We start from the raw sequence: 12,050 nt of genomic DNA, 5'->3' as shown, positions 1-12,050 counted from the left end.
TTTGTGGCTACCAATACTCCCGAGCGACTACGAATTGCTCGGGAGTTACATGATGGAATCGCTCAGGATCTAGTGGGGCTTGGGTATCAACTCGATCTAATACTGGCTGATTCGAAGTTGAGTGAACTCTCACGAAATCAGGTTCGAGCCTCACGGTTACATATCGATTCTCTGATCATCAAAGTCCGCGCTGAAATTCTTGCGCTACGAAAAGACTCCGAAGATTCATTTCACCTGCTTCTGCAGAGGTGTGCCAAAGAAATTTGCGCTGGGATGGAAGTCTCATTTGAGATTGAGGAGGTAGCGGTAGATGCCACTGCGCAAAGTGAACTATTGGCAGTTGCAGCAGAGATCCTGCGAAACATCGTTGCCCACTCTGGGGCTACCCTCATTCTCATCAAGCTCTACTGGGTCAACAATCACAACTGTCTGGAGATTAGCGATAACGGAAATGGTGGCGCAGTGATAAAAGAGAACCGTTGGGGATTGCCAGGAATCACAGAACGAATTCGCGCTCTCAACGGCAGCTGCACAATTGAAGATAGAGACGGCACTCATATTTCAATCTCAATATGAGCACCTCAATCCGGGTTCTGGTAATCGATGACCACGCCATCGTTCGAGCAGGAATCTGTGCCGCGTTAGAAAGACGAGCAGATTTCACCATATTTCAAGCGGCTTCAAAGTCAGAGGCGTTTGCACAGATGGCGAAAGTAAATCCTGATGTGATTGTTGTTGATATCAATCTTCCCGATGGCAGCGGTTTGGAACTAGTTTCCTGGGCACGTTCGATTTCACAGACGATTGCAATCATAGTTCTGACCCTCAACGAACATGATGACTTTCTTCTCGCTTCCATGAAGGCGGGTGCCTCTTCATATCTGAATAAATCTGCGCCACTTTTTGAAATTCTAGCCGCAATAGATCACTCTCTTATTGCACCCCTTACCTTCTCATCTCGTGAAACCGTGAAAACCGTGGAGCGAAAGCGGGATAGATTCGATTTATCACAGCGAGAACTGCAGATTCTCACACAACTTCATAAGGCTGCCCCTGTTGCAGAGCTTGCCTCTTCGCTTTTCATCACAGAGGCAACTTTGAAAACCCATCTTTCCAGCATCTATCGCAAATTAGATGTGCATAGTCGCTTGCAGGCTGTTGAAAAGGCACGTGTCACCGGACTTACTTAAGTAGCTGATTAAACCGCTCTGACCAGATCTGCCATTGCCATTGTTCAATAATCCATTGCCGCCCGCGCGTTCCTAATCTCTGCGCTAGTTCTTTATCTGCAAGCACTTTCACGAGCACCTGAGCAACCTCATGCGCCGATGTCCCATCGACAGCAAAGCCCGTCTCGCCTTGCAAAATTGCATCCGGCGCTCCCCCGGAAATTCCGCCAATGACCGGCAGTCCACATGCACTTGCTTCAAGGTAAACAATTCCAAGTCCTTCAACTTCAAGGCCAGCAAGACGAGAACGAGATGGCATCGCAAAGACCTCACCCACACAGATATATCGCGGTAGATCCGAGTACTGCACTCGACCTACAAAAGTAACTCGATTTTCTAGACCTAGTTTTTTAATTCGTTTCTCAAGTTCCTTCTTATATGGACCCTCGCCAATGAAGAGCAGATGGACATCAGAAATAGCTGTGATGATCTCTGGCATTGCCGCAATCAACACATCTTGTCCTTTCCGGTGCACCAGACGCCCAACGCTGACAATCACTCTCTTATCACCTAACCCCAAACTTTCCCGGAGACCCTGGGCATCAGTGCGCGGATTGAAATGATCAGTGTCGATACCCGGTGCGACACGAACTAGCTTTGCAACATCGCCAGGAGCTAACGCCTTGACGATTTCTCCCCGTGTGAAATCTCCAAGGTAAGTAAGGGAATCAACTGCGCGCCCAATGCGGGCGATTGCCCATGAAAACGGCCAGAGCCGGGACCACCAAACTTCATGCCCGTGGGTGAGTGCAACAATTTTCTTCACTCCAGCCGTGCGAAATCCCTGGGCAAGTAGCGCCAACGGAGCTGCCGCGCCAAAGAAAACAGATTCGATGTTGCGCTCTCGCACTAACTTTCTTACCTTCCTTCCCACCCGAAACGATGGGAGTAATACCTTGGAAGGATCTCGAATCACTACAACGCCATAATCGCGCAGCCACATCGCATCGAAGGGCGCAGAACCCGCTTGGGAAGCGGTGTAGACGATGACGCAATTCTTGGGCAAGCGCTGGATTAATCCAATGATAAAAGTTTCGATACCTCCGGCGCGCGGCCCAAAGTCGTTAGTGAGACAGAGGGTTTTTGGATGTTCTAAATTATTATCAGGCATTAGAACCGGCGTATTGCGACCAGACGCTTACGTCTCTTATCAGTCGTTGCAACTTTTACACGCGATTCTGGTTGAGGGTGGTAGCACCCAAAGTCTTTGAAATCGCATCCACAATCCCAGCCTGGATTTGCGCCAGAGTCTGGGCCGCCTGTGAGGTGGGCACCCGTATAAGAGAGAGAAGAGTGATGAGGGTCCTACCCCATGTGGCAGCACTCATCGGATTCCGCATGTTTCAAAGGCTAATGCCCCTCATCGCCAATTTTCAATTTTAAGCGTCAAATACCCATGATAATCATGTGAGAAAAAGAATATTCTCCGCTTATGGCTGTTATCGCAACGCTGGTAGTGGGCGCAGATGGCTCGACCACAAAAGGCGGCACCTCGCAGGGGGTCACAAGTGGCGCTGATCGAGCACATTTTCTTGAACATCGCAGATTGGCTGATTGCATCCTCATCGGTGGCAACACTGCACGTACCGAGCCATACCTTCGCACTCCGGTTCCGGTAGTGGTGATTTCACGTCAACTAGATAATCCATTAGCGAGTAATCCATTGGCCCGCCTATGGAGCCTTTCACCTGTAGCTGGGCTAGCGAAAGCAATAGAGACTTTTGGGCCTCGTATTCATGTCGAAGCCGGTGCATCAATAATCAGCGAACTTATTGCCGCCGGCCGGATCGACCAGTTTGAACTGAGCATTACTAGCGCCACTGGCGGAGAGATGAGAGTCGATATTGATTCTTTATTGGGAGCTTTTACAACGCGTGAAGAACGAGTCGTTGATGGAACGAGATTTGTCTCAGCATCGAAGTAATTAAAGGACGGAAATAATACATACCCCTAGGACTGCAAAAATTATTCCGACATATTGAACTTTGTGTAGCCGCTCATGGAGAAAGATAAAGGCTAGCAGCGAAGTCGCAATCGGATAGAGGGCACCAAGTACCATTGCAATTGAGACTAGACCCTTAGTTGTTGCAACTCCTAGAAGTAAGTTTGCAACGAAGTCTGCTACCCCAATAAAAGTGAGAATCGGTAATTCGGGTTTACCCAAGCCACCAATGTTGCGGTAACGAATAAACAGTGAAATCCCAACAAGCAGGGTTGTGGTGCGCATCGTTGTCATGGTCATCAGAGCGCTGCTCTCAGAACCAATTGCCATACACACCAGTGCACTTCCAAAGAAAACTGCTGCACTTAAAGCTAAAAGAACTGGCTTAAGTGGAAGGCCTTGTGAAACTTCCGGACCACTTGCCAGGAATCCACCGAGCATGGCAATGAATACTCCGATACCAATAATCGTAGATAGATCATCACCCTTAAAGTAGAGCGCGTATCCAAGTGGAATCAGCGCACTCAGCGAGCTAATGGGAGAAACGACTCCCATGCGACCGGTTGAAAGTCCGGCATACAAGCAAATGAGACCGAGATATCCAAATATGCCGGCAAATATTCCAGGCAGTAAATATCCACCGCTACCGAAGGGTTCGGCATCCCAACTGCGACTGACAAGAACGAGCACAACGCCAGTTATAAAGCCGATGGCCTGAGTAACGGCTAGAACTGCGATCGTGGGAAATCTCTTACTCAGCTTGCCAGCGTGATAATCGGCACTTCCCCATAAAACGCTCGAGAAGAGAGCGAGGATGCTGGCCATGGGGCCAGACTCTACCGCGCTATCGGCTTAGCCTCCCCCGTAAATCGCAGGGCAAACTTTAGAATTGAGCAGTGAAGTCGCCAATTGCCTTTAATGAATTGATTGAACTTCTTCGTACCTTCACTCCGCGAGCAGAAATTATTCTGGAAGAAGTTCCGGCGCCCCAGAAATTAGCTACATACTCATTTGCTTTCACAGCTGATATTTCTAATGGACTATCCGGTGATGCTGAGAGTGAAATTGCATCAGGTAGATTTGTGGTTTTGCACGAGCCAGGTGGTCAAGAAACCTGGGAGGGCGACTTTCGTTGCGTGACATTTATGCGAGCCGATGTTGATAGTGAAATGCAAGAAGACCCTTTGCTTCCTGAAGTGGGCTGGAACTGGTTACTTGATTGCCTTGGCGCAACGGGCGCGCAATTCAACGCGCCTAGTGGAACGGTGACGCGAGTCTCTAGCGCCTCCTTTGGAAAGTTAACTCCTAGAAATAGTGATTCTGAAATTGAAATCAGAGCATCGTGGACTCCGCTTATTACTCAGATTGAAGAGATCTTTCCGCACGTGCAGGCCTGGTGCAATCTAATGACTGAAGTCTCCGGATTGCCACCGCTTCCAGAAGGTGTTGCCACTATTGGTTTAGCAAGACGTCGTGCCTGAAGAAGAAGAGATTCCGGCCGCTATTGCCTTGCTGCATCCCGCAGCGGGAGTTCCAGCAATCATCGAAACCGAGAAAGCTTTCGATGCGGCTCTCACCGCTCTGGCGCAAGGTGTTGGTCCGTATGCATTTGATGCCGAACGTGCATCCGGTTTTAAGTACAGTGCCCGCGCATACTTGATTCAAATAAAACGTATAGGTGGCGGTTTACACCTCATCGACCCTATTCCTTTTGGTCCTGGTCATCGTTGCTTTGCAGAGTTAAATAACCTAATTGCGAATGAAGAAGTTATTTTGCATGCCAGTACCCAGGATCTACCGTGTCTGCGTGAATTAGGAATTAATCCGCAGATTCTCTTTGATACAGAATTGGGTGGACGTATCGCTGGCCTGGCTCGGGTAGGACTAGGGCCACTTTTAGAATCACAGATGGGAGTTTCACTTGCCAAGGAACATTCAGCGGCCGATTGGTCTAAGCGCCCATTGCCCGAAGAGTGGCTTAACTACGCAGCACTTGATGTGGAACTGCTCGTGGAGCTGCGCGATAAGGTCTATACGCTCTTAGTGGATGCAAAGAAATGGTCCTGGGCACAAGAAGATTTTGCGGCAATCATTTCTGCTCCCGCACCCGCACCTCGGATCGATCCGTGGCGACGCACATCTGGAATGCATAAAATTAAGAAACGACTACAGATGGCGGTAGTGCGCGAGTTATGGCAGGCCCGTGATGATATTGCGCAAGGCGCAGATGTCTCGCCCAGTCGATTGTTATCTGATGCGGCTATCACTGAACTCGCACAAAATGCGGAGAAGTCCCCTATTACTAATCGCAAACATCTGGAAAAAATCTTGCGCCCCCTCGGTCTGCGAGCGCGATGGTTAGAAAACGCATCCACCTGGATTACCTCGATCACCACTGCGCTGGAATTGCCCGAGGAACAGTGGCCAGAGGCACGTTCTAAAAGTGATTCCTTGCCGCCGATTAAATTATGGCGCGAGCGCTTTCCTGAGAAATTCATTCCGCTTTCCCATGCCCGCTTTAACTTGGCAGCTAAGGCGCAAGAGCTCTCCATCCCGCTTGAGAATTTGATCTCCCCGGAACTTGTTCGCCGTATCTGCTGGTCTCCGCCGGAGAGCTCAGTTCTGGCGGCGCTAGAAGCACTTGGTGCCCGTCGCTGGCAGGCGCAAATAGCCGCTCCCATCCTGCAGGCAGCCCTACTAGAGAGTGAGGCGCTGGAGATTGCCGAGCCCGATGGGGAGCCAGAGCCAACTTCAGAGTCCGCGCAGGAGTAATGAATTACGCAACATTAAAGTTACGTAATTACGAGGAGTCAATTATTCTCACTCCATGCTAAGTACATTCATCATCGCCCTTCGCGAAGGGCTAGAAGCCTCACTCATAGTCGGAATTTTGGTTGCCTACCTGGTTAAGACCAAGCGCCGGCAACACCTGCGAGCGCTGTGGAGTGGTGTGGCGGTAGCAATTATTGCCAGTCTCTCCTTCGGCGCATTCCTGTCGTACACATCTGCCGAGCTCTCATCACGTGGTGAGGAGCTCTTTGCCGGGACCACATCTTTCATAGCTGTCGGCTTCGTTACCTGGATGGTCTTCTGGATGAAGCGTGCAGCTCGTGGCCTTCGCAATGAACTACAGACCAAGGCAGAGTCTGCAATTGGCGCCGGTTCCATCGCGCTGGCATTGGCGGCCTTCTTCGCCGTTGCCCGGGAAGGCCTTGAGACATCGCTCTTTCTCTATACAAACTTTAAGACAGTGGGCGCTGTATCAAGTGCGACCCTGGGCTTAATTCTTGGTTTAGCACTCGCTGTAGGACTTGGAATTGGAATCTACAAGAGCTCAATTAAACTCAAGCTCGGAAAGTTCTTCACCTACTCTGGCGTGGCACTCGTGGTTGTTGCCGCCGGAGTTCTCTCATACGGTATTCACGAGTTCCAAGAGTTCGGAATTCTTCCTGGCCCAGATGCATTTGTTTGGGATGTCACTTCCTGGATGCCAAAGGAGTCACTCGTTGCTGGGCTCTTGGGTGGAATGATCGGCTTTGACACCACGACATCCTGGCTCCAACTAGCAGGATGGCTTACCTACATTGGATTGACGCTGAAGTTCTACCTCGCCCCTGCTAAGAGGGTAAAAACTCCCATCAACGCATAGCGCTTCTTGCTACTGGCGAGTAACCTAGCTTCATACTCACCAGGTAAAGGAAGTTCTATGACATCCCAACTTCACAACGTCGTTCTAGTTGATGCAGTGCGCACTCCATTTGGAAAAGCGGGCAGCCTGTATTCAGGCACTCGCGCCGATGACTTAATGGTGCGAGCGATGCGTGGGCTGCTAGAACGCAACCCTGGCCTCTCGCCAGAACTGATCGACGATGTTGCTATCGCTGCGGCAACCCAGACTGGTGATCAAGGAATGAATATCGGTCGCAGTGCAACGCTACTGGCTGGGCTACCTAAGACTGTTCCTGGCTATTCCATCGACCGCTGGTGCGCTGGTGCGCTAACTGCAACAACCACGATTGCAGGTGCTATTGCGATGGGAGCAATCGATATTGCAATCGCTGGCGGTGTTGAGCATATGGGAAATCATCCGATGGGTGAACTGATGGATCCTAATCCGCGTTACTTAGCGGAAAAGTTAGTCGAACAAGATGCTCTTGCGATGGGAGCAACCGCAGAACGCCTACATGATCGCTTCCCACATTTAACAAAAGAGCGGGCAGATACCTATGCTTTTAATTCTCAGATGAAGACTGCGAAGGCATATGCAGATGGAAAGATTCAGCGAGATCTCATTCCAACAGCGGCCCGTCATCCTGAGACCGGTTGGGGTATTGCAACTGTTGATGAATCACCTCGCCCCACAACAACTATTGAAGGACTTGCCGGATTAAAAACTCCCTTCCGGCCAGCAGGTCGGGTCACTGCCGGAAACTCATCTGGACTCAACGATGGAGCAACTGCAGCGCTTTTAGCAAGTGAAGCTAAGGCGAAAGAACTTGGACTTTCGATTAAGGCGCGGCTTGTAACTTTTGCATTTGCTGGGGTCGAGCCAGAAGTGATGGGATATGGCCCAGTTCCGGCAACAATTAAGGCACTTGCTAAAGCGGGACTTAAGATTGAAGATATTGGAGCCTTTGAAGTAAATGAAGCATTTGCCGTGCAAGTGCTGGCATTTTTAGATCACTTTGGAATTGCAGATAATGATCCGCGTGTAAATCCTTATGGCGGGGCCATCGCTGTTGGTCATCCACTTGCATCATCCGGTGTGCGCCTGATGCTTAATTTAGCTCGCACATTTGAAGAATCACCACATGTTCGTTACGGAGTTACCACGATGTGTATCGGTTTAGGAATGGGTGGAACTGTTATTTGGGAGAATCCGCATTTCACAGGCGGGGCTAAATAATGGCAACGACAATTACTCTTCCTGAGGGTGCGCCAGAAGAAGTAATTACCCACTCGCTAGTGCGCGATGTGGATCTCGCGCCATTCGGCTTTAAGGGTTCACTTGCCTTAATCACACTTGATAACGGACTTGATCACACTCGTCCCAACACGCTAGGACCACAATCACTGACGGCACTAGATGCCGCCATCACTGATGCCACCGCTCGCACACCTGCTGCGATTGCAATCATCGGAAAGCCATTTATCTTTGCGGCTGGCGCTGATCTATCAGGACTTGCATTTCTTAATACCCGAAATCAAGCAGTGGCCATTGGCAAGTTAGGCCACGATGTCTTTCGGCGCCTAGATGAAATAGGAATTCCGACATTCGCATTTGTAAATGGACTAGCCCTGGGTGGTGGCCTAGAGATTGCACTGCACTGTAATTACCGCACGCTTGCCACTACCGCTTTTACAGCTCTCCCAGAAGTATTCCTTGGACTCGTTCCAGGTTGGGGCGGTGCCACCATTCTTCCTAAGCTAATTGGGCCAGAACGTGCGGTGCAGGTGATTATTGGTAATTCACTGAATAACAACACCATGATGAAAGCAAAGGATGCACTAGCACTTGGTGTTGTAGATGCCGTCTATGAACCAGCAGATTTCCTAGAAAAATCAATCTCTTTCGCAGCTCGCATTTTAAGTGGCTCGCAGAAAATCGAAAGAAAAGATTATTCAGCTGACCCAGCTTGGGATGCTGCCCTTGCTGCTGGTCGCGCAACTGCGCTAAAGAAATTTGGCGGCGCCGAAATGGCATCACCCACTAAGGCGCTAGAACTCATAGCAGCTGCCAAGACAAATTCTCGTGGGGCTGGTTTTGATGCCGAAGATCAAGTGCTGGCAGACCTCACCATGTCAGATCCCTTGCGTGCTTCGCTCTACGCTTTTAATGTCATTCAAAAGAAGCGTAAGAAAGTTGAAGGAGCGCCAAAGCCGGCAGTAGCACGGAAGGTGGCTCGAGTAGGAGTCGTTGGTGCTGGTCTGATGGCTTCGCAATTGGCGTTGCTTCTGCTTCGCAACCTTAAATGTCCAGTTGTCATGACCGATATTGACCAAGAGCGTGCGGATAAAGGAGTTGCTTGGGTAAAAAATGAGCTCGCTAAGTTGGTAGAAAAGAAGCGCATGAGCGCAGAATCTGCCGCCCGCCTTGCCCTGCTCATCAGCGGGTCTGCAGATCAAAGCGTCTTTGCTGGTTGTGACTTTGTAATCGAAGCTATCTTTGAAGAACTCTCACTGAAACAAGAGCTCTTCAAAAAATTGGAGAAGATTGTCGGACCAGAGTGCGTACTGGCGACAAATACATCATCACTTTCAGTTCAGGCCATGAGCGAAGGCTTAGAACACCCAGAGCGAGTAGTTGGTTTTCACTTCTTTAATCCGGTTGCGGTGATGCCCCTTCTTGAAATCGCTCGAACATCACATACCGATGATGCGACGACTGCAACTGCGGTCAGTATCGGCAAAGAGTTAAAAAAGACCATGATTATTTGTAAAGATGCTCCAGGCTTCGTCGTTAACCGTTTACTCACACGCTTCATGGGCGAAATCACCGATGCCGTCGATGAGGGAACTGATCCGCAGATAGCTGATAATGCAATGCGCAGTATCGGTTTTCCAATGTCTCCCTTTGAATTATTGGGTCTTGTTGGTCCAGGAGTTGCTGTGCACGTTGCCGAAACGTTGCATGCAAACCTAGGTCCGCGATATCGCATATCACCCACGATGCAGGCGATGGTGAAAGAGGGCGTGAAGACTTTCTACATCAAAAACGATGATGGAACATATGGTGCCAACCCGGCAGCTCTTGCCCTCGTTCACAAGGGTGATGCACCATCAACAGCTGAGCAAGTTCGACTACGTGCACTCAAAGCTTTGGCAGAAGAGGCACGGATGATGCTTGATGAAGGCGTGGTTTCCAGCCCGGCAGAGATTGATCTCTGCATGTTGATGGGAGCCGGTTGGCCCTTGCACTTAGGTGGAATTTTGCCGTACTTAGATCGCGAAGGAATCAGCGATTCTGTGTGCGGTCAACGTTTTCATGCTCCGGGAATTGCATCTCTTCCACAGTAGAATTCCATGCGACGATGTCACGTGAAATCTTCTGTGCGCTAATTCCAAGGTCTTCCAGAATCTCTGATCGCTTAGAGTGCTCAATAAACTCCAACGGGATGCCAATACTGTGAATTGCAGTATTAAGTCCAGCTTCACGAAATTGTTCAGAGATTGAACTTGCGATTCCGGCGCGCTTAATCCCATCTTCTAAGACGACAACACTTTTATAGCGACGTGCCATCGTGATCAGTGATTCTGGTATTGGCTTTACCCAACGCGGATCAATAACTGTTACGCCCACGCCTTCACGGTAAGCCTGTGAGGCAGCCTCTACGGCAATTGCTGCCATGGCACCGATACTTACAAGCAGTACATCGGCACTTTCTCCACGATAGAGCACATCTACGCCATCGCGACGCTCAAAGGCCGGAATATCTTTAGTAACGGCGCCTTTAGGAAAACGAATCGCTGTGGGTGCATCGCTGACATCGATTGCCTCACGTAATGTTTCACGTAACCGTGAGGCATCGCGCGGTGCGGCAACTCGCATTGTTGGAATAATTCCAGTCAGCGCGAGATCCCAAATGCCATGGTGTGAGGGTCCATCGTCACCGGTGACTCCTGCACGATCGAGTACAAATGTGACTCCCGCCTTATGTAAGGCAACATCTAGTAAGAGTTGATCAAATGCACGATTAAGAAATGTTGAGTACACCGCAATGACAGGATGAAGGCCGGTAAATGCCAGCCCGGCCGCGCTTGTGACGGCATGTTGTTCGGCTATTCCCACATCAATAGTGCGCGTCGGAAACTTCTCTTGGAATTTATCAAGGCCAGTAGGACCGAGCATTGCTGCCGTAAGAGCAACAATATCTGTGCGCTCTTCACCGATGGCGAGCATCTCTTCCGAGAAAACATTGGTCCAGCTTGTGGATGATTTAGCCAGAGGCATTCCGGTCTCCGGATCGAGTACGCCTACGGCATGGAACTTCTCGGCCTCATCTGCAACGGCAGGTTCATGTCCTTTACCTTTTTCGGTAATCACATGAACTAATACTGGTTGACCAAACTCTTTCGCCTGCAAGAGTGCGCGCTCCATAGCAACTAAATCATGTCCATCAATAGGACCAACATATTTAAGTCCAAGGTCTTCAAACATACCTTGCGGTGCAATGATGTCTTTAATTCCCTTCTTCATTCCGTGAAGGGTTTCATAAATGGGATTTCCAACAACCGGAGTGTTGGTAAGAACCTCTTTGCCCCAATCTAGGAACTTCTCATAGCCACGAGTGACTCGAAGGGTTGCCAGATATGTTGCTAAACCGCCGATAGTCGGTGAATATGAACGCTCGTTGTCATTAACAAGAATGACAAGATTGCGTTCATTTGATGCTGCAATGTTGTTGAGCGCTTCCCATGACATTCCACCAGTGAGTGCCCCATCTCCAACAACTACTACAACGCTGCGATCGTGTTGGTTGGTGATAGCAAACCCTCGAGAAATTCCATCGCCCCACGAGAGTGCAGTTGATGCATGTGAATTTTCAATGACATCATGTTCACTCTCTGCCCGGTTGGGATATCCGGCTATTCCTCCACGTTGGCGCAATCCATCGAATTGATCAGCACGACCGGTAAGAATCTTATGAACGTAGGATTGATGACCTGTATCAAAGAGGACTACATCTTTCGGTGAATCAAATGTTCGGTGAATTGCAATCGTGAGTTCAACAACTCCAAGATTGGGTCCAAGGTGACCGCCAGTCTTTGAAACCTTGGTAATCAGAAATTGGCGAATCTCAGCGCTGAGCTCAGTGAGTTGCTCATAAGAGAGCCCCTGAAGATCGGTAGGGCTCTTAATTGATTCCAGCATCCGCTCA

At 49.7% G+C, this 12,050-nt stretch carries 11 protein-coding genes; 8 read left to right on the top strand and 3 right to left on the bottom strand.

The features are described from left to right. Window positions 1–3: 3 nt before the first annotated feature. On the top strand, window positions 4–576 hold the full coding sequence (locus tag AC9UEP_RS00475; protein ID WP_509542998.1) for a sensor histidine kinase: 573 nt from the start codon (window positions 4–6) through the stop codon (window positions 574–576). Beyond that, window positions 573–1,190: a response regulator transcription factor gene (locus AC9UEP_RS00470; RefSeq protein ID WP_509542996.1), complete on the top strand. Its 618-nt coding sequence runs from the start codon at window positions 573–575 to the stop codon at window positions 1,188–1,190. The genes AC9UEP_RS00475 and AC9UEP_RS00470 overlap by 4 nt, the downstream gene beginning before the upstream one ends. On the opposite strand, the gene AC9UEP_RS00465 is transcribed toward AC9UEP_RS00470, so the two are convergent. Continuing rightward, a complete protein-coding gene (locus AC9UEP_RS00465) occupies window positions 1,183–2,340 on the bottom strand; it encodes a glycosyltransferase family 4 protein (protein ID WP_509542995.1) in 1,158 nt (385 codons plus the stop codon). The two genes, AC9UEP_RS00470 and AC9UEP_RS00465, sit on opposite strands and share 8 nt — an antisense overlap. A gap of 321 nt (window positions 2,341–2,661) precedes the next feature. Between AC9UEP_RS00465 and AC9UEP_RS00460 the strand changes: the two genes are divergently transcribed. Next, window positions 2,662–3,153: a dihydrofolate reductase family protein gene (locus AC9UEP_RS00460; protein WP_509542993.1), complete on the top strand. Its 492-nt coding sequence runs from the start codon at window positions 2,662–2,664 to the stop codon at window positions 3,151–3,153. Here AC9UEP_RS00460 and AC9UEP_RS00455 read toward each other — a convergent pair whose 3' ends face one another. Next, window positions 3,154–3,996: an EamA family transporter gene (locus AC9UEP_RS00455; RefSeq protein WP_509542991.1), complete on the bottom strand. Its 843-nt coding sequence runs from the start codon at window positions 3,994–3,996 to the stop codon at window positions 3,154–3,156. Window positions 3,997–4,067: 71 nt separating this feature from the next. Between AC9UEP_RS00455 and AC9UEP_RS00450 the strand changes: the two genes are divergently transcribed. Genes AC9UEP_RS00450 through AC9UEP_RS00430 form a run of 5 tightly spaced genes read left to right on the top strand, consistent with a single transcriptional unit; the run spans window position 4,068 to window position 10,188 of the window. Continuing rightward, entirely contained in the window at window positions 4,068–4,652 is a 585-nt protein-coding gene (locus AC9UEP_RS00450) for a DUF3000 domain-containing protein (RefSeq protein ID WP_509542989.1), read from the top strand. Beyond that, the gene (locus AC9UEP_RS00445; RefSeq protein WP_509542988.1) at window positions 4,645–5,943 is read left to right on the top strand and encodes an HRDC domain-containing protein; all 1,299 of its coding nucleotides are present in this window, start codon (window positions 4,645–4,647) and stop codon (window positions 5,941–5,943) included. Before AC9UEP_RS00450 ends, AC9UEP_RS00445 begins: the two co-directional genes overlap by 8 nt. Window positions 5,944–5,998: 55 nt before the next feature. Further along, window positions 5,999–6,820 (top strand): iron uptake transporter permease EfeU, encoded by an 822-nt coding sequence (gene efeU, locus AC9UEP_RS00440; RefSeq protein WP_509542986.1) that lies wholly within the window; start codon window positions 5,999–6,001, stop codon window positions 6,818–6,820. Window positions 6,821–6,877: 57 nt separating this feature from the next. Then, window positions 6,878–8,077: a thiolase family protein gene (locus AC9UEP_RS00435; protein ID WP_509542984.1), complete on the top strand. Its 1,200-nt coding sequence runs from the start codon at window positions 6,878–6,880 to the stop codon at window positions 8,075–8,077. Beyond that, window positions 8,077–10,188 carry a 3-hydroxyacyl-CoA dehydrogenase NAD-binding domain-containing protein gene (locus tag AC9UEP_RS00430; protein ID WP_509542982.1) on the top strand — a complete coding sequence of 704 codons (2,112 nt, stop codon included), beginning with the start codon at window positions 8,077–8,079 and terminating at the stop codon, window positions 10,186–10,188. Before AC9UEP_RS00435 ends, AC9UEP_RS00430 begins: the two co-directional genes overlap by 1 nt. On the opposite strand, the gene dxs is transcribed toward AC9UEP_RS00430, so the two are convergent. After that, window positions 10,127–12,043 (bottom strand): 1-deoxy-D-xylulose-5-phosphate synthase, encoded by a 1,917-nt coding sequence (gene dxs, locus AC9UEP_RS00425; RefSeq protein ID WP_509542980.1) that lies wholly within the window; start codon window positions 12,041–12,043, stop codon window positions 10,127–10,129. The two genes, AC9UEP_RS00430 and dxs, sit on opposite strands and share 62 nt — an antisense overlap. Window positions 12,044–12,050: the final 7 nt, after the last annotated feature.

This window comes from Candidatus Planktophila sp. (genome assembly GCF_040402315.1).
In the GTDB taxonomy this organism is placed as follows: Bacteria; Actinomycetota; Actinomycetes; order Nanopelagicales; family Nanopelagicaceae; genus Planktophila.
This window is presented reverse-complemented; position numbering and strand designations above follow the sequence as displayed.